This is a genomic window from Amphritea atlantica, assembly GCF_024347255.1.
In the GTDB taxonomy this organism is placed as follows: domain Bacteria; phylum Pseudomonadota; class Gammaproteobacteria; order Pseudomonadales; family Balneatricaceae; genus Amphritea; species Amphritea atlantica.
Genome location: NZ_AP025284.1, coordinates 783,511 through 800,475 on the forward strand (window position 1 = coordinate 783,511; position 16,965 = coordinate 800,475).

At 53.5% G+C, this 16,965-nt stretch carries 17 protein-coding genes; 8 read left to right on the plus strand and 9 right to left on the minus strand.

Annotated elements, in window-relative coordinates; all coding sequences use genetic code 11:
- The first annotated feature begins 29 nt into the window (after positions 1–29).
- The 5 genes from OCU43_RS03625 to OCU43_RS03645 all read left to right on the plus strand — a co-directional run bounded on the left by OCU43_RS03625 (position 30) and on the right by OCU43_RS03645 (position 5,066).
- Positions 30–626, plus strand: a complete 597-nt coding sequence (locus OCU43_RS03625) for a LemA family protein (protein WP_217647483.1) — start codon at positions 30–32, stop codon at positions 624–626.
- 37 nt (positions 627–663) lie between these two features.
- Positions 664–2,565: a M48 family metallopeptidase gene (locus OCU43_RS03630; protein ID WP_091362160.1), complete on the plus strand. Its 1,902-nt coding sequence runs from the start codon at positions 664–666 to the stop codon at positions 2,563–2,565.
- Positions 2,566–2,752: 187 nt separating this feature from the next.
- Positions 2,753–3,013: a nickel-binding protein gene (locus OCU43_RS03635; protein WP_091362161.1), complete on the plus strand. Its 261-nt coding sequence runs from the start codon at positions 2,753–2,755 to the stop codon at positions 3,011–3,013.
- A 52-nt stretch (positions 3,014–3,065) separates the two neighbouring features.
- Positions 3,066–4,301: a cytochrome-c peroxidase gene (locus tag OCU43_RS03640; RefSeq protein WP_091362162.1), complete on the plus strand. Its 1,236-nt coding sequence runs from the start codon at positions 3,066–3,068 to the stop codon at positions 4,299–4,301.
- Positions 4,302–4,385: 84 nt separating this feature from the next.
- On the plus strand, positions 4,386–5,066 hold the full coding sequence (locus OCU43_RS03645) for a Crp/Fnr family transcriptional regulator (protein WP_091362163.1): 681 nt from the start codon (positions 4,386–4,388) through the stop codon (positions 5,064–5,066).
- 28 nt (positions 5,067–5,094) lie between these two features.
- On the opposite strand, the gene OCU43_RS03650 is transcribed toward OCU43_RS03645, so the two are convergent.
- The 9 genes from OCU43_RS03650 to OCU43_RS03690 are packed head-to-tail and all read right to left on the minus strand — an operon-like array spanning position 5,095 to position 14,241.
- Complete coding sequence (locus OCU43_RS03650; protein ID WP_091362164.1) at positions 5,095–5,835, minus strand: pteridine reductase; 741 nt, start codon at positions 5,833–5,835, stop codon at positions 5,095–5,097.
- Positions 5,814–6,956, minus strand: a complete 1,143-nt coding sequence (locus OCU43_RS03655; RefSeq protein WP_091362165.1) for a tRNA nucleotidyltransferase/poly(A) polymerase-related protein — start codon at positions 6,954–6,956, stop codon at positions 5,814–5,816. Before OCU43_RS03655 ends, OCU43_RS03650 begins: the two co-directional genes overlap by 22 nt.
- A 2-nt stretch (positions 6,957–6,958) precedes the next feature.
- Positions 6,959–7,279 carry a thiosulfate sulfurtransferase GlpE gene (gene glpE, locus OCU43_RS03660; RefSeq protein ID WP_091362166.1) on the minus strand — a complete coding sequence of 107 codons (321 nt, stop codon included), beginning with the start codon at positions 7,277–7,279 and terminating at the stop codon, positions 6,959–6,961.
- A complete protein-coding gene (locus OCU43_RS03665) occupies positions 7,279–8,100 on the minus strand; it encodes a symmetrical bis(5'-nucleosyl)-tetraphosphatase (RefSeq protein WP_091362167.1) in 822 nt (273 codons plus the stop codon). The genes glpE and OCU43_RS03665 overlap by 1 nt, the downstream gene beginning before the upstream one ends.
- Positions 8,101–8,110: 10 nt before the next feature.
- Complete coding sequence (gene apaG / locus OCU43_RS03670; protein WP_091362168.1) at positions 8,111–8,497, minus strand: Co2+/Mg2+ efflux facilitator ApaG/CorD; 387 nt, start codon at positions 8,495–8,497, stop codon at positions 8,111–8,113.
- Between the two features lie 19 nt (positions 8,498–8,516).
- The gene (rsmA, locus tag OCU43_RS03675; RefSeq protein WP_091362169.1) at positions 8,517–9,317 is read right to left on the minus strand and encodes a 16S rRNA (adenine(1518)-N(6)/adenine(1519)-N(6))-dimethyltransferase RsmA; all 801 of its coding nucleotides are present in this window, start codon (positions 9,315–9,317) and stop codon (positions 8,517–8,519) included.
- Entirely contained in the window at positions 9,307–10,317 is a 1,011-nt protein-coding gene (pdxA, locus tag OCU43_RS03680) for a 4-hydroxythreonine-4-phosphate dehydrogenase PdxA (RefSeq protein ID WP_091362170.1), read from the minus strand. Before pdxA ends, rsmA begins: the two co-directional genes overlap by 11 nt.
- A 5-nt stretch (positions 10,318–10,322) precedes the next feature.
- Entirely contained in the window at positions 10,323–11,615 is a 1,293-nt protein-coding gene (locus OCU43_RS03685) for a peptidylprolyl isomerase (RefSeq protein WP_091362171.1), read from the minus strand.
- Positions 11,605–14,241, minus strand: coding sequence for an LPS assembly protein LptD (locus OCU43_RS03690; protein WP_091362172.1), 2,637 nt, complete (start codon positions 14,239–14,241; stop codon positions 11,605–11,607). Before OCU43_RS03690 ends, OCU43_RS03685 begins: the two co-directional genes overlap by 11 nt.
- Positions 14,242–14,374: 133 nt before the next feature.
- Here OCU43_RS03690 and OCU43_RS03695 point away from each other — a divergent pair, with 133 nt between their 5' ends.
- From OCU43_RS03695 to djlA, 3 genes are read left to right on the plus strand one after another with little or no spacing between them, the layout of a single operon-like run.
- Entirely contained in the window at positions 14,375–15,427 is a 1,053-nt protein-coding gene (locus tag OCU43_RS03695; RefSeq protein ID WP_091362173.1) for an aminoglycoside phosphotransferase family protein, read from the plus strand.
- Positions 15,427–16,119, plus strand: coding sequence for an N-acetylmuramate alpha-1-phosphate uridylyltransferase MurU (gene murU, locus OCU43_RS03700; RefSeq protein WP_091362174.1), 693 nt, complete (start codon positions 15,427–15,429; stop codon positions 16,117–16,119). The genes OCU43_RS03695 and murU overlap by 1 nt, the downstream gene beginning before the upstream one ends.
- Complete coding sequence (gene djlA / locus OCU43_RS03705; protein WP_091362175.1) at positions 16,109–16,954, plus strand: co-chaperone DjlA; 846 nt, start codon at positions 16,109–16,111, stop codon at positions 16,952–16,954. Before murU ends, djlA begins: the two co-directional genes overlap by 11 nt.
- Positions 16,955–16,965: the final 11 nt, after the last annotated feature.

Consider the following 16,965-nt stretch of genomic DNA (forward strand, 5'->3'; position numbering starts at 1 on the left):
GGAATTTTAATGGCTAAAGGAGTTATACAATGGGAATGGGATCACTGGTTTTTCTGGTTATCATCGTTGCGCTGGTGTTCTATGTGGTGGCGATCTACAACCGGTTGGTAACACTGAAGAACCGCTATCAGAACAGTTTTTCACAGATTGATGTGCAGCTGAAACGCCGTTACGACCTGATTCCCAATCTGGTGGAAACGGCGAAAGCCTATCTTGAGCATGAGCGGGGGACGCTGGAAGCGGTGATCGCTGCGCGTAATGAAGCGATGGCAGGGCTTAAAGCGGCCGCCGCTGATCCGGGTAGTGCGCAGGCGCTGTCGCAGCTGGCGAAGGCTGAAGGTGGCCTGCAGGGTGCGCTGGGTAAGCTCAGCATCGTGGTAGAGGCTTATCCTGATCTGAAAGCAGACACCAATATGCGCCAGCTGAGTGAAGAGTTAACCTCGACTGAGAACCGAGTAGCCTTCTCCCGTCAGGCATTTAACGATGCGGTCACAGACTACAACAGCTACAAACAGAGCTTCCCTCCGGTGTTGCTGGCAGGCACCTTTGGCCATGTCCGGGATGCGTCTCTGCTGGAGTTTGCTGATCGGGAGCAACTGCAGGTTGCGCCCAAAGTCAGCTTTTGATGTTGTCAGTTCACCGTATCTGAGATAGGGACTATCGATGAACTTCTATGCGGCTCAGGATCAGGCCCGCAAGAGCAGTCGCATTCTGCTGCTGCTCTTTATTCTGCTTAATATCGGTCTGGTCATACTGATCAATCTGCTGTTTTCCTGGTATCTCTGGGTCAATGATGACCCTATGGCTCTCCCCGACCGGGTGTTCCTTGATTACCTGAGCTGGCAGCGCATCTTCGTCGTCGCGATCGCTATCGCGTTGCTGTTGCTGTTTGCGGCCTGGTTAAAATGGCTGGATGTGAAAAAAGGGGGCGGGGCGGTTGCCGAGATGTTTGGTGGTCAGCAGGTACAGCCTTTGACCCGTGACACCGCTGAACGACGTTTAATCAACGTGGTTGAGGAGATGGCGCTGGCTGCCGGAGTGCCTGTTCCTCCGGTGTATGTGATGCAGCATGAGGCGGGTATCAACGCTTTTGCTGCGGGGTTAGGTTTGACCGATGCTGCAATCTGCGTCACCCGGGGCACGCTGGATAGTCTGAACCGGGATCAGCTACAGGGGGTCATCGCTCACGAATTCAGTCATATTCTGAACGGTGATATGCGCATTAATATGCGCTTGCTGGTGATGCTGCACGGGATGGTGTTTTTTGCTGAACTCGGACGGGTATTTGCCAGTAGTCGAACCAGCTGGTGGGCAGACTCGACTAAGTCCCGAAGCTCCAGTCGGGGGTATCTGGTGCTGCTGGGCCTCGGCTTGATGGTGGTCGGCTGGTGCGGGGTCATGGTTGGCAATATGCTCAAGGCTGCCATCAGCCGACAGCGGGAGTTTCTGGCAGATGCATCGGCGGTGCAGTTCACCCGCAACCCGGAAGGTATTGGTGGGGCGCTGAAAGTGATTGGTGGCAGTCGTTTCCAGGGGCATCTGAACCATCCGGAGTGTCAGGAAGCAGGACACCTGTTCTTTTCTGCAGTGATGCCGGGCTGGATCTGGTCAACCCATCCCCCCATTGATGTCAGGATCCGCAAAGTTGATCCGCACTGGGATGGTAAATATCTTGAGCCTCAGCCGGCGTTGCGTGTCGCTGAGGCCGGTACGGATAAAGCGATCAAAACAAACCTTGCGGGAACGGCGATCATCGAGACGCTTATCGGTTCTCTGGCAGGTGCTGAGCTGCTTGATTATCAGGCGGAAGGTCAGTCACCCGGGGCGCAATCGGCAGATAATGATCTCTATCATCTGGCGCGGGACCCTTACGATGCCCGGATTGTGTTGCTTGGCTTGCTGATGGATGGTGATAGTCAGGTCAGGGATAAGCAGTTAAAACTGATCGCGGCGGAGGATGCCGCGCTGGCGGATCGTCTCTACAACCGTCTGGGCCACTTTCAGCAGCTGCCCCGTGCTGAATATCTGCAGCTGATTGAGCTGACACTGCCCGCGCTTAAGTCTCAATCCGCCAGTCAGTACAAAGCGTTTAAGCGACTGTTGCTTCAGGTGGTTCGGGCCGATCAGCAGATCGATCTGTTTGAGTGGGTGCTGTATCAACTGGTGAGCCGCTTCTGTGATGCCCACTTTGGTGCGCCACGTCAGCGGCAAAACCGTTACGATGATATGGGGGGGCTTGCCGAACATTATGCGATGGTTATTTCGATGCTGGCTTATCATGGTGAGATGTCGGATGAGATGACCCTGAAAGCATTTAACCGGGGTGCCGGTGTGGCTGGCCTGTATAACCTGAAACCTGTGCCGCGAACGGAGTGTACCCGTGAACGCTTTGCTGCGTCGGTCTCCGAGCTGGCAGCGGCCACGCCGTTTATCCGGCAGCGGATGCTGAAGGGGATGGTGCAGGTGGTACGCCATGATGGTCAGATAGTGGCGGTAGAGCGGGAGCTGATCACCGCAATTGCCGCTGTAATGGAAAGCCCTCTGATTGGCCTCGATGAGAAATAGTTCAACCCCATGGCCGGCTGTTTGTGGTTAAAGCCGGTCACTATTCATTACACTTCTGAACTTTTGCCTGACGCGTTGAATGCGTGCTGTTACTCCGTAAAAAAATTCCTCTTTGTAGCATAGGTTACAGAACGATGCGGGACCTGTGGTTTAGATTAAAGCGCTAAACTAACAGGAGATCGCAACAATGAAGAAAATGAAACTCTTTCTGGACACTCATGATGTTGAGAGTGGAACCTTTCCGGCGGGCATTACTAAGCCTCAGTTTGCCGAGTTTTATGAACAGTATAAGCAAGCCTGTGAAGCGGAAGGGGTGGTGCCATTAAAAATCTTTACCGGTGTTGAGGCGGGCAAAGCGTTCTGTCTGACACTTGCTGAGGAGAGTGATGCCGTGGCCCGGGCACATCAGCGGGTTGGATTACCGTTTAACACGATCACCGAGGTATAGAGTGTGACTCCGGGTGATCTGTTCTTTTCTGCGGTTGCATGAGAGGTAGCGGATGATGACTGATGTTCGGGAATCTACAGCGACTCAGGCCGGAGTCAGAAATCGCAGGGTGGGGCACTGGTTGATGCTGGTTGCCGTTTCAGTGATGCTGGTCATCCTGGGGATTAAACTGGCTGTCTATAGCTTTTTAAAGAGTGTCCCCGACGATTTCTTTGCGCGTCAGGCGCCGGATCTGCGGCCTGCTATTCCCGACTCAGTTGTCATGCAGGCGCTTGAGCCGGTTCCGGGATATCTCTGGCAGACGTTGCCAGCGGATGCCCCGGCACCGCTTGAAAACCCCACCACAGCGGCAAAAATTGCTTTAGGTGAAAAGCTTTTTTTTGATAAAAACCTATCTCTTGACCGCACCCTGGCGTGCGCTTCCTGTCATGAACTGTACAGCTATGCCGGTACCGATGGGGCGCCGGTATCTACCGGAATAAACGGTCAGAAAGGTAACCGCAATGCTCCCACCGTCTGGAATGCCGCGTTTCAGAAACGGCTGTTCTGGGATGGCCGGGTGGCGTCTCTGGAGCAGCAGGCTATTAAGCCGTTTCTCAATCCGATTGAGATGGGGATGCTTTCCCCCGTCCAAATTGTTGAACGGGTGAAGGAGCAAGCGGCCTATCAACCAGACTTCGCCGCTGCGTTTGCGGATGAGCCGGATATTACCATTGCTAACATTGTCCGGGCGATTGCCAGCTATGAAAGATCGCTGATCACTAATGATTCGCCCTACGATGATTACGTCAGGGGGGATAGCGCGGCCCTGACAGAGCAGCAGCTCAGTGGCATGGTGCTGTTTGAAAAAACCGGGTGTGTTCACTGCCATTTCGGACCTAACTTTAGTGCGGCCAGCATTTATAACAGTGGCTTGCCCTTTAGAGTGTTTCCGGCTAATCCAGATCCGATTACACAGCAGTATGGGTTGAATACAGAGAGTGACGGCCCGACAGTCTGGCGGGTACCTTCGCTACGTAATGTGGCGCTGACCGGTCCCTGGTTTCATAATGGTGCGGTAGATGATCTGCATGACGTTGTGCGGATTATGGCCAGAACTCAGCTGGCAAGAAGCCAGAAGCGAAGTTTTCAGTGGTCGGCTAAAAAATTGGGTATTATCGAAAATCCGGATCTGACCGATCAGCAGGTTGAGGATATTGTGGCGTTTCTGAAGGCACTGAGTAGCCGCCGGCTGACCTCTGCTGAGCGTCAACATCTGACGACGCGGTCAGGGGGCTCTGAAAGATAGTGATCTGTCCGCTAGCGGTTTTCAGAATGCGGCCAGTGCAACAAAGTGAAGTTTTAGAGTCGTTTTAGCAATGGAATAGCACTGATGGCTAAGCAAAAAAGTGGTGATGTATCAGAGCAGAGGATGACGCCTTTGAGCGCCTTTCTGGATCTTTCCCGCGAGGCACAGCAGTTACTACGGTCTGTGCAGACCATTCAGGTGGCGAAAAACCGGATACCGGTGCATAAAGGCGACAAAGTATCCGGCGCTTATGTCGTCGTAAAAGGCTGCCTGAGAGTTTTTTCTTACACACCCAATGGGCACGAGTCGACTTTCTATCTGATCCGTCCCGGGGAAACCTGTGTGTTTGCAATCAACTGTCTTTTTAATCAGCTACTCTATCCGGCCTGGGTGGTGGCTGAAGAGGAAACAGAGATCTGCGTCATCAGCGGGGCACTCTACAAACAGTTATTTCAAACAGAGTCCGCGATTCAAAATCTCACGATCGATGCCCTCTCCTCGGCCGTTTTCAAACTGATGACGGAGGTCGAGCATCTGCAGGGCTGGAATTTGTCACAGCGGCTTTCAAATCTGTTATTGCATCAGGCGAGTGACGATAATCGGGTCCTGATGACACAGCAGGAGATTGCTAGTCGGTTAGGCAGCTCCCGCGAGGTTATCGCCCGTCTGCTTGGTGAGATGGTGTCTGAGGGTTTGATTACCACGGGGCGGGGATGTATTTCTCTGATTCAGCCTTCAGCGCTGGCCCGGCTGATTCACGGTTGACAAAGAGGCTGGCTGGCAAAAAGCCGGACTAGTGGCTGTAGAGCGATTTTCCACCATCCACCGCGATAATCTGACCGGTAATAAAGTTCTGACCGGCCAGAAACAGCACGGTTTCGGCGATATCGTCGGCAGTTCCGGTTCGCTTCAGCAGGGTTTTCTCCAGGATAGCCTGTTGCGCCTCAGGGCTGATCGCCGCATCCTCCTCTGGCCAGAGGATTGGCCCCGGAGCGACCCCATTTACCCGGACGGCTGGCGCCAGTTCTTTGGCCAGGCTGAGGGTCATCATCTGCAGACCCGCTTTTGCTATCGAGTAGATTGGATAGCCGGGCAGCGCTCTCTGGGCGTGGATATCCACCAGGTTGATAATGCAGCCCTGCTGTTGCTTCAGCGAGTCAGCCAGTTTGGCTGAAAGAAAGTAAGCAGCTTTGAGGTTGCTGTTAATCAGATCATCCCACTGTTGATCGCTGCTCTGTTCAAGCGGAGTCGGGTAGAAGGATGAAGCGTTGTTGACCAGCAGGTCGATCTGTCCCCAGCAGCTCAGCGCGTTATGGGCCAGACCGGCAACCTGCGGGCTGCTGTTCAGATCGGCCTGCAGTACTCTGGCGCTGTCTGGGCGCTGTTGGTTTAGCTCTTCTGCTGTTTTTGTTGCAGCCTCAGTCGAGTTGTTGCAATGGATGATCACCCGATAGCCCTGTAGCCACAGCTGTTGGGTGATTGCGGCACCGATACGTCGGGCCGCTCCGGTAATCAATGCGACGGGTTGTTGCACGATAATACTCCATCAATCTGTTGCTGACAGACAGCCAGTTGGGCGCGGTAGATCGCCTCACCGAGGGCTTTGCCTTTGAATCCCTGACTCATCAGTGCTTTCGGATCGATCTGTCGCAGCGCTTCAAGCAGCAGGGGCAGTTGCTGCTCTACGGCATCAGTGTTGTTACAGATCACAGCACACCCCTGTAGTAACAGGCTCAGATGTTCATCGCGTCGCAGCAGATCCAGGTTTCGGATCAGCGCCAGCCTCTCCCCGGCATCAAGCTGGGAGTAATGGCAGAGTTGATCGGACTGAAGACAAAACTGTAATGCCAGATCCCGGTAGGCGTTAGGCGCGCGGTGCTGGTCACAGAATGTTTTTATGGTTTGGCCACGTTGTTCCAGTGGTGTGTTCAGCAGTGCTCCGCGCAATAGTATGGCAAACCGTACCCGGGAATCGATCGGCTGGCTTATCGCCACCAGGGTTTGCGGGTCACTCATTGCGGGTATTAGCTCAGGAAACAGTTTTACCAGTGCGTCGGTCTGCATCAGGGTGATCAGGAACTGTTGTGGAGATGCTTCACCCAGTGCCCGCTGAAATTCCTGCCAGACCCTTTCTGTGCTCAGATGCCCGAGCTCATCGCTGTGCGACAGTTGTTGCATCAGCGTCAGGGTTTCGGGGGCGATACGGAAACCGAGTGAGGCATAGCGGGCCAGAAAACGGGCAACCCTGAGTACCCTGAGCGGGTCTTCAGAAAAGGCGGGAGAAACATGCCGAAGTAGTTTTAACTGCAGATCCTGCTGGCCATGATAGGGGTCTATAATCGTGCCATCATCAGTCATTGCCATGGCGTTGATGGTCAGATCCCGGCGAATCAGGTCTTCTTCGAGAGTAACATCGGGGCTGGCATGGTAGAGAAAGCCGGTGTAGCCTTTGCCAGATTTCCGCTCGGTGCGCGCCAGGGCGTACTCTTCACCGCTGTCGGGATGGATAAACACCGGAAAGTCTTTACCGACCGGGCGAAAGCCTTGTTTTAGCATCTGCTCGGGTGTTGCGCCAACCACCACCCAATCCCTGTCGTAGACCGGGTAGTCCAACAGTTTATCCCTGACTGCACCGCCTACCAGATAGGTTTGCATATTCAGCTGTTAGAACACTGCTCAGGACGGCTTGCCTGCCAAAGTTCAAAACCACCATCCAGACTATAAACCTGATCAAAGCCTTGCTGGATCAGAAAGCCGGCGGCTGACTGGCTGCTGAAGCCGTGATAACAACAAACAATCAGCGGGGTATCCATATCCGCAGACTGGATAAAATCATGCAGTGTGTCATTGCTCAGGTGAACAGCATCCTTGATATGGTTTTGCTGATAGCTTTGTGGGTCACGGATATCGGCTACTACCGCGCCTTCAGCGATCAGTTGTTCAGCTCTGGCGATGTCGATACATTCAAAGTTGTCCATCAGTTGCCATACCTCATGTTGCTATTTACAGAAAAGAGTGTCTGATCCTCAAGTCGCAGAGCGGTGAGCTTACCTCCCCAAACGCAGCCGGTATCGAGAGCATAGACATTTTCTATGTCCGCCTTCCCCTCCAGGGCTGCCCAGTGGCCGAAGATCAGTTTTGTGTCTTGCAGGGCTTTTCCCTCGTGGCTGAACCAGGGGCGAAAGCCGGTTGGCTGGCTGGATAAGGTGCCTTTAGCGGAAAATTCCATTCTGCCCAAGCTGTCGCAAAAGCGCATGCGGGTAAAGTAGTTGGTTATGGTTCTGAGGCGATCCCAGCCTTTTAGTTTTCCTGACCAGCAAGCTGGCTGGTTGCCATACATATGCCTGAAAAATTCCTCGGCCAGAGTGCTTTGCAGAATGGTTTCAACCTCTCTGGCCCGTTTGCTGGCTTTATCCAGAGACCACTGAGGGGGGATGCCAGCATGAACCATGGTATACCCAAGCTGAGCATTGGTAATTAACAGAGGCTGGTGGCGTAGCCACTTCATCAGCTGTTTGGCATCGGGGGCGTTGAGGATATCATGAAAGGTGTCAGATCGTTTGGGTCTGATCGCCTTGTGATAAACCGCCAGCAAATGCAGATCGTGGTTGCCCAGTGTTACCGTCACCCGGTCCCGGATGCTATAGAGGAAACGCAGGGTTTGCAGGGATTTTGGCCCCCGGTTTACCAGATCACCCGCCAGCCAGAGTCGGTCGGTTTCGCCAAAACCGACGGCTTCAAGGAGTGCCTGCAGTTCATCATAGCAGCCTTGAATATCTCCGATTGCATAGGTAGCCACAGCGCTATCCTCAGTGCAGGGCGTTGGGGAGCGCCAGGGTAAAAGGTTCAATATCTGCATTGAACGTCTGGCCGTCGTTGGTTTTCATCTGATAGTGGCCCTGCATACTGCCCACCCGCGTTGCCAGTACAGTACCGCTTGTGTAACTGTAGCTTTGCTGAGGTTCTATCACCGGTTGCTCGCCAATAACGCCTTCGCCCTCAACCTCCTGAACCTGCTCGTCACCATCGACAATCAGCCAGCGGCGGCGTAGTAGCTGAACCGGCTGAGAGTCATGATTGGTAATAGTTATATGATAGGAAAAAACATAGCGCTTTTTGTCCGGGTCAGACTGCTCCGGCAGATAGGCTGTTTCCACTTGAATAGCGATGTTGTTAGATATCTCTGAGAGGATCATATTGTTTCGTTATAAGTTGTTATTTACTGCTCAGATAATCACTTATCCGGATGAAGTCAGTCAGGGCGAGACGTTCCGGACGCAGGCCCGGGTCAATTCCCAGCGATTCGATCTCGTCGGCATCAAGCAGTGGCTTAAGGTTATTTCGCAGGGTCTTCCTGCGCTGGCCAAACGCGGTGCGGACGACAGTCTCCAGTTTGCTGATGTCTTTTGCCGTATGGGGTAGTTCTTTATAAGGTATCAGGCGGACAATAGCTGAATCAACCTTGGGTGCAGGATCAAAAGCATGGGGGGGCACAAGAAACAGTGGTTCTACCTGGCAGTAATACTGCGCCATGATGCCCAGGCGACCATAGGCACTGTCACCCGGTTGTGCTGCCAGTCGGTCGACCACCTCTTTCTGTAGCATAAAATGCATATCATCAATCTGATCCGCATAGCTGAGCAGGTGAAAGATCAGTGGTGTAGAGATGTTATAAGGCAGATTGCCGACGACACGCAACTGTTCACCCTGTTGTTGCAGGGTAGCAAAGTCAAACTTCAAGGCATCGCCCTCATGAATGGCGAATTTTTCCGCATAACGGAAGAACTTTGTCCGCAGAATAGGCACCAGATCGCGATCCAGCTCAACCACATCCAGGCGCTGGCACAGATCCAGTAACTCTTCAGTAATGGCTCCGAGACCCGGGCCTATTTCGACCAGATGCTGTGTTTCACCCGGGGCGATGGCTCTGATGATCCGGCGGATAACGCCCTGATCCTGAAGAAAATTCTGCCCAAAACGTTTGCGTGCTTTATGGCCTGCGGGTTTATTGCTCATTCAGTGTTCCGATGGTGTGACGGTTGGCTGACATATCGGCAGCGTAATTAATAGCGGTTAGCAGGCTGCCACAATCGGCGCTGCCGCTTCCGGCCAGATCGAGGGCGGTGCCGTGATCCACTGAGGTGCGGATAATCGGCATCCCCAGCGTAATATTAACCGCCCGGCCAAAACCTTTATATTTCAGGACCGGCAGTCCCTGGTCATGATACATTGCCAGCACGGCGTCTGCGGTATCCAGCAGTTTATCGGTAAACAGTGTATCTGCTGGTAGTGGATCACTCAGATTGTAACCCTGAGTCCGGAGCCGGTCGATCACCGGTTGAATCACATCAATCTCTTCCCGTCCCATGTGGCCACTTTCTCCGGCGTGGGGGTTCAGTCCGGCAATCAGGATTCTTGGGTTGTGCACACCAAAGCTGTGCTGCAGTTCCTGATGCAATACGGTCAGAACCTCCTCTAACAACGGTTGGGTAATCGCTGCAGGAACGGCAGCCAGTGGCAGGTGGGTGGTGGCCAGTGCAACCCGTAAACCCTCGGTTGCCAGCATCATCACGACCTTGCTGCTGTGGGTCAGTTGTTCGAGAAACTCGGTATGGCCGCTAAACGGGATGCCAGCATCGTTGATCACCCCTTTATGGACCGGAGCCGTTACCAACGCAGCGAACTCGCCACTCTGACAGCCCTGGGTTGCGCGGGTCAGGGTGTCGAGAATGTAGCGGGCATTGGCCGGGTTCAGCTGTCCTGGTGTTACGGTCTTAACCAGGCAGACCGGTTCAATCCATAAGGTGCCGGGTACGGTAGGGCTAATCGGCTCCTCCGCATTATAGGGGATCAGCGTGATTGGCAGATTTAGTAAGCGGGCCCGGGCCTGCATCAGCAGCGGGTCGGCAATCACCACCAGTTGGTGGTCGTGCCCCTGCTGGGCGATCTGAATACATAGGTCCGGCCCGATCCCGGCCGGTTCGCCCGGGGTCAGGGCCAGTCTGTAGATGGACATCTGAATTATTTAATCTCGATATAGGCCTGAGAGCGGATTTCCCGCAGCCAGTTTTGCAGCTCTTCGTTAAACTTACGCTGACGGATGGTTGCCCTGGCCTGATTGGTCTTCATCTCTTCGCCCATATCCTGCTGGCGTCGATCTTCAACTTTGAGAATATGCCAGCCAAAACGGGATTCAAACGGCGCGCTTATCTTGCCCTGTGCGGTGTCAAACATCACCTCTTCAAACTCAGGCACCATCTGCCCTGCCTGTGTCCAGCCCAGGTCTCCGCCCAGTGAGCCGCTTCCCGGATCGTCGCTATACTGTTTCGCCAACTCTTCGAACGGTTCACCTTGTTGCAGTTTCCGGTAGATCGACTCTATTTCCCGGCGGGTCTGTGCCGGAGAGCGGATCTCATTCGGTGTCAGCAGGATATGTTTTACCTTAACCTGATCAACCAGTTGTACTGAGCCGCCCTTTTTATCATTAACTTTCAGGATATGAAAACCGCTGGGGCTGCGCAGTGGGGCACTGAATTCGCCAGGACTAAGTTTTTTTACCACCGCAGCAAACTCTTCCGGCATCTCATTGAGTTTACGCCAGCCAATTTGCCCCCCTTTCAGGGCGTTGGGCCCTTTGGATTGAGCAACCGCTGTTTCTGAAAAATTGGCGCCGTCTTTCAGTGCTGTGGAGATCTCATTTGCCTGTTGCTGAGCGGCCTGAATCATCTGCGCAGTCGCCTGTAGCGGCACGGCAATGAGTATCTGCGAAAGATTGTAGGTCGTGGCACTCAGCTGTTCACCCTGCTGAGAGTTGAGGTAGTTATCAATCTCCTGCTGGGAGACATTGATGCGACTGTTAACAATGCGCTGCTGAATGCGCTGGATAAGCATCTCGTTGCGAATCTGCTGGCGCGCCTGAGCATAATCCTGACCTTCCGCGATCAGCGCTTCGCGAAACTGTTCCAGAGTGAGATTAGAGCTGGCGGCGATCCTTTCCATCGAGGCATTGAGCTCGCTGTCACTGATGCGGATACCTCGCTCTGCACCGATCTGTAGCTGGATATTATCCAGAATCAGTCGATCAAGGACCTGGCTTTGCAGGGTTTGTTCATCCGGCAGTGCACGCCCCTGAGCGCTGAGGCGGGACTTTATCATCGCTTCACGGTCGTTCAGTTCGCTTTGCAGTACAACATCATCATTTACGATTGCAACGATGCGGTCCAGTGGGGTATCTGCGGCGCTGGCCGAGATGCTGAGGCCCAACAGAAGGGCAGCCATACCTGGCTTTAGTTTTTCTATGAGATTAGTAGTCATCATTCTCTTCACGTTCTTTAAAGCCAATAATATCTTGCAGCACAGAGGTGCCACCGCCAACGGTGCCGAGGCCTTTCAGGATAAATTGCAGAAACAGCGCACTGTCTTCCCTTCCACCGCTATCATCCTCTATCCACTTACGGGCAGCAACCCGAACTTTCCAGCAGCAACTGGCGTACTCAAGGCCTAGCAGTGCTTCAGGAGTCTGGGAGTGTTCCATATCCTCCTGCCAGCGCCCCATCAGGGTCCACTCCGGTGCCAGTGGCCAGATAAATGAAAGCTCCGCCTGGCTGCGAACGTTTTCCCGGTAGCGATAACTGAATCCGATAACTTTATTGAGGGACGGAGTGTAGCGCACTTTGAAGTTGCTCTCTAATGGATTAAAGCCACTTCGATCCAGTTCGGTATCGACCGATAGTCGCAGTTCAGAGTAAGGGTTCCAATAGGCTTCTGCCGCGTAGTTGGACTGATCTTCTGTATCGACACTGGTATCGCCATTAAGTTGCACGGTGCGGTCAGCAAAATAGTATGCCTGGGCCAGTCCGACGCGGGCTATTTCGCTGCCATCGCTGGTGAAAAAGCCAGAGCTGAGACCGACAGAGATCTGCTGATTATCACTGACTTTATCGAAGCCGGTAAAGCGGTTTTCCCGGAACAGGCCCTGGTAGCTGAAATCTGTTTCGGCGGTATCAAAATCCGGGATCCCCTGCTGGTCTTGCCGCTGGCTATAGAGGGTGAACAGGCGGGGTTCAACAGTCTGTGTGTAGTTGTCCAACTGACGTTCGAATACCAGCCCGGAATCAATACTGAATACACCAGTGGCCCGGTCAATGCTATCGTCCTGTCCGGCGACCTGATCCTGCAGATCGTAATGGCTTAACCAGTAGCTCATCTTAGGTGTCAGGTAACCCCAGGACCAGAGCATTGGCAGACTGATCGCGGGCTGAATATGCAACCGGCTGCCAGTCACCCGGTCTATGCCGCTCAGATCATCGATCTTCCGCTCAAAACGGGTCATATCTGTCAGATAACTGAATACTACTTCCTGTCCCAGTTGATAACCGTAGTTGCCGCTAACCTGTAGCTGAGGCATACGCTGGTAAGGAGATTTACTGTCATTGATGGTCTGATAGCTGTGGGCACGTAACGTGGCCGACCAGTGTTCACGGGTGTAGGTTGTTTCTGCCCGTTGATCAAGATGAGTGGAACGATCCACTGCCAGACTGGAGCCGAGGTCATCAAAATATTTTTTGTCGCTGACGGCGGTGTAATCCACCAGGCTGCTCCAGGCTCCCAGGCTTCCGGTATGGTCGATACCCACCAGCCATCGATCACGGTCCGCCTGGGTATCATCAATTAATAAACCGGTGCTGAGGGTTTGCTTACCATAGTGGTTCAGGTGACGGAACTCATTCTCCAGCAACAGCCCCCGCTCAGTGAAGACTTTCGGTGTCAGAGTATCATCGTAGTTGGGTGCCAGATTGAAATAGTAGGGTGCAGCTAACTCAAGCCCATCCTCATTGGAATAACCCAGAGAGGGGAACAGAAACCCTGAATGACGCAGATCATCAATGGGGAACTCGATATAGGGAAAATAAAACACCGGGGTATCAGCCACTTTGAGGGTGGCGTTGCGCGCCGTACCAAAACCTCTGTTCGGATCAAGCACCAGCGAGCTTGACGCGATTTTCCAACTTTCATCGTTCGGCGGACAGGTGGTGTAACTACTGTGCTCCATCCTTATCCGGTTGTCCTTCAGGCGAATAATGCGTTTGGCTTCGCCGCGCAGGGAGCGCTCATGAACCACATAGTCTGCATCGCTGACCACGGTTTCCCCACTGATGGCATTGGTCTGTGCCTTAGAGCCTCGCAGCAACAGCCCGGGTTCACGATACTGAATATTGCCGTTCATGGTGATCTGATTGGATATCTGATCGACCTCTGCGGAATCGCTGCGCAAAAAGTGTCCCCGCTGGCGTAACTCTACATTACCCTCAAGCCGGGTCAGACCTCCAAGCTGGGTTTCAGAGCTATCGGCATCCACTGTGAGGCTGTCATCATCTTCTGCGGGTAGCTGCGAATCCGGTTCAATATAGACCCCATAACACGCCTTTGACGCACCAGTTATGGGGTACCAGTCCTGTTCGGCATAGCGGATATCACTCAGATCAGCATTTTGGGTCTTAGTTTTAGCAGCCGGATCATCACTGCTCAGACTGTCTGCATTGCCGGGAGCTGCTACGCTGGTTCGGGAGCTCTGTTCTGCAGCACCACCGGTCGTGGGCTGATTATCCAGGCAGGACCAGCCGCCAGAGGCATTTGCTTCGCACAGCCATGCACCGCTGATTTGCTGTTGATAAGCGGGATCAGGTGTGGCTGTATCTGCTGCGTTGTCGGTTACTGGCAGCGCCTCTGCCGGAGCCTCCTGGAGTTGTCCTTTGTCCTGGTCAGCAAGAGGATTGGTCCGATCTGGCTGGTCGCACTGCCAGTTCTGCCCATTCTCCATGGTACAGGTCCAAAGCGCATCGCGGATGCCGGAATCGGTTTCGGCGGCCAACAGGACTGCGGGCATTGCAGCAATGATCGCCAATGTAAGTGTGTAGGAAGAACGTCTTGAAAACGGCATTCAGATTGTCCATTAGGAAGCGCAGAAAAAGCGTCTATTTCCCTTATCGCTAAACCTTGATTCGAGTAACATACCCTATAGAGCATGGCATGATAAAACATTCAGCTATAACAACGCTAGGGGATTGATAGATATGGGACAAAGGCTGGCCGGACTGAAACAGTGGGTAGAGCAGATTTTTACCGAACTGAATATAGATCTGGCTGAGGACTGGCAGTGTATTCCAGTGTCCGGTGATGCCAGTTTCAGACGTTATTTTCGTCTTAAAAGTCATGGTATGAGCTGGATTTTGATGGATGCACCCCCGGAAAAAGAGGACAGTCACCCCTTTGTCTGTATCGCAAAGGCGTGGGAGCCGCTGGATATTCATGCGCCGATAGTGCATGCGGCAGATCTGGAGCTGGGCTACATGCTACTGTCTGATCTCGGTGATGATCTCTATCTGGGGCAGCTGAATGATAACAGTGCCGATGAGTTATACAGCAGGGCTCTCTCTGCCCTGACCCGGTTACAGCAGTGTCAGGATATTGCTGGCCATCCGCTGCCTCTTTATGATCGGCCGTTATTGCAGCGGGAGATGGATCTGTTTCGTGACTGGCTGGTGGCTGATCTGTTGGCGATCAAGGTCGGGCCGGGGGTGACGCAACTGTTATCTGAGGTATCCGAGTGTCTCATCCGTGCTGCCCTGGAGCAGCCCCGGGTCTGTGTCCACCGCGACTATCATTCGCGCAATCTGCTGGTGGATGGTGACAACACACCGGGGGTGATCGACTTTCAGGATGCTGTGATCGGACCTGTTACCTATGATCTGGTCTCGCTGCTGCGTGACTGCTATATCGAGTGGCCTGATATGCGCGTGTATGGCTGGGTTGATCAGTTTGGTGAGCAGTTGGTGGTGGACGGCTTACTGGATCAGTATGACCGTGAAACCTTCTATCGCTGGTTTGACCTGATGGGGGCGCAGCGACACCTCAAGGCGGCGGGGATCTTTGCCCGGCTCTGGCTGCGGGATGGTAAGCCGGGCTATCTTGCCGATATCCCCCGGACCCTTAACTATATTATCCGTGTTGCCGGTCGCTATGATAGTCTGCTGACTTTTGCCGCCTGGCTGCAGGAAGTTGTGGTGCCCGCAATGTATGAGAGTGAACATTTTGATAACGCCCATCTGGATAGGTGGTTCGGCTGATGCGGGCGATGATACTGGCGGCGGGACTTGGCACCCGGATGCGACCACTGACCCTGACAACCCCAAAACCATTGTTGCCGGTGGCGGGTAAGCCATTGATTGAATACCATATTGAGCGACTGGTGGCTGCCGGAGTCACTGATATAGTGATCAACCACGCCTGGTTGGGGGAACAGTTGGAAGCGTATATTGGCGATGGCGGGCGTTATGGTGCACAGGTGCACTGGTCCGCTGAAACCAAGCCTCTGGAAACGGGCGGCGGAATTTTTCGGGCGCTGCCCCGCTTAAGTGAAGATGGTGAGGCTTTCCTGCTGGTGAATGGTGATCTGTTTACCAACTACCCGTTTGCACGTCTGCTGGAGCAACGTCTGTCTGAAGAGTGTCTGGGGCACCTGGTGATGGTGTCAAACCCGGAACATAATCCGGAGGGGGATTTTGCCCTGCAACAGGGGCTGGTGTCTGAAACGGGCAGCAACAGGTTAACCTTCAGTGGTCTCAGTGTGCTTTCCCCCCGGTTGTTTGATGGCTGTCGTGAGGGTAAATTCCCGCTGGCACCATTGCTTCGTGATGCTATGAGATCCGGGCGGGTGAGCGGTGAAAACTATAATGGTTATTGGCGGGATATAGGCACTCCTGAAAGGCTTCAGGAGGTCAGTGAAGATATTAGAAAAGGTTGGGTAGATGGCATTTAGCAGCGAAAACGCAGGTTTCAGTCTCGGCAGAGTGATCAGGAATAACCGCACAGCTTTGATTATTGGAGGCCTGATCGGCCTGATGAGTGGTGGGCTGTTTGGTTTAGTGTTTGGTGCGGGTATTGCGGTAGCACTGTCATCGCTGCTGAAAAACGCGCTGGGTAATGCGCTTAACCCTCAGGATGCCTTTTTTCGGGCAACCTTTACGGTTATGGGGAAACTGGCCAAAGCCGATGGCCGGGTCAGTGAAGAGGAGATTCAGTATGCCCGTGAAGTGATGAACCGCATGGGGCTGAGTGATGAGCGCCGGCGTGAAGCGATGGAGCTTTTTTCCCAGGGTAAAGCAAGCGATTTTGATATCGCCGAGGTGATGCGACCACTCAGTGCGTTGATCCGTTTTCGTATCCCGCTGAAGCTGATGTTTGTCGAGATTCAGTTGCAGGCAGCGATGGCAGACGGTCAGGTCAGTGAAGCGGAAACCATCATCATTCGTGAGGTTTGTCAGTTGCTACAGATGTCCCAGGCGGAGATGGCTGCATTGATGGCGCGGATGCAATCTCAGTTTTCCTATCAGCAGCATAGTTATCAGTCACACCAGGGTGGTTATGTTTCTGAGCAGGAGTTGTTGAAAGAGTCCTATGGGGTTTTGGGGGTTGCCGAGTCAGTCTCTGATGCGGAACTCAAAAAAGCCTACCGTCGCTTAATCAGTCAGCACCACCCGGATAAGCTGGTGGCCAAAGGGCTGCCCGAAGATATGATGCAGCTGGCAAAAGAGAAGACTCAGGAGATTCAGGCCGCATATGACCGGATTCGCGAGGCGAGAAAAAACAGCTGAGAAGGCTGTCG

Bases quoted from the DNA above. Each gene is read 5' to 3' on its own strand.
- OCU43_RS03625 (WP_217647483.1), top strand. From the start codon at position 30: ATGGGAATGGGATCACTGGTTTTTCTGGTTATCATCGTTGCGCTGGTG.
- OCU43_RS03630 (WP_091362160.1), top strand. From the start codon at position 664: ATGAACTTCTATGCGGCTCAGGATCAGGCCCGCAAGAGCAGTCGCATT.
- OCU43_RS03635 (WP_091362161.1), top strand. From the start codon at position 2,753: ATGAAGAAAATGAAACTCTTTCTGGACACTCATGATGTTGAGAGTGGA.
- OCU43_RS03640 (WP_091362162.1), top strand. From the start codon at position 3,066: ATGATGACTGATGTTCGGGAATCTACAGCGACTCAGGCCGGAGTCAGA.
- OCU43_RS03645 (WP_091362163.1), top strand. From the start codon at position 4,386: ATGGCTAAGCAAAAAAGTGGTGATGTATCAGAGCAGAGGATGACGCCT.
- OCU43_RS03655 (WP_091362165.1), bottom strand. From the start codon at position 6,956: ATGCAAACCTATCTGGTAGGCGGTGCAGTCAGGGATAAACTGTTGGAC.
- glpE (WP_091362166.1), bottom strand. From the start codon at position 7,279: ATGGACAACTTTGAATGTATCGACATCGCCAGAGCTGAACAACTGATC.
- apaG (WP_091362168.1), bottom strand. From the start codon at position 8,497: ATGATCCTCTCAGAGATATCTAACAACATCGCTATTCAAGTGGAAACA.
- rsmA (WP_091362169.1), bottom strand. From the start codon at position 9,317: ATGAGCAATAAACCCGCAGGCCATAAAGCACGCAAACGTTTTGGGCAG.
- pdxA (WP_091362170.1), bottom strand. From the start codon at position 10,317: ATGTCCATCTACAGACTGGCCCTGACCCCGGGCGAACCGGCCGGGATC.
- OCU43_RS03685 (WP_091362171.1), bottom strand. From the start codon at position 11,615: ATGACTACTAATCTCATAGAAAAACTAAAGCCAGGTATGGCTGCCCTT.
- OCU43_RS03690 (WP_091362172.1), bottom strand. From the start codon at position 14,241: ATGCCGTTTTCAAGACGTTCTTCCTACACACTTACATTGGCGATCATT.
- OCU43_RS03695 (WP_091362173.1), top strand. From the start codon at position 14,375: ATGGGACAAAGGCTGGCCGGACTGAAACAGTGGGTAGAGCAGATTTTT.
- murU (WP_091362174.1), top strand. From the start codon at position 15,427: ATGCGGGCGATGATACTGGCGGCGGGACTTGGCACCCGGATGCGACCA.
- djlA (WP_091362175.1), top strand. From the start codon at position 16,109: ATGGCATTTAGCAGCGAAAACGCAGGTTTCAGTCTCGGCAGAGTGATC.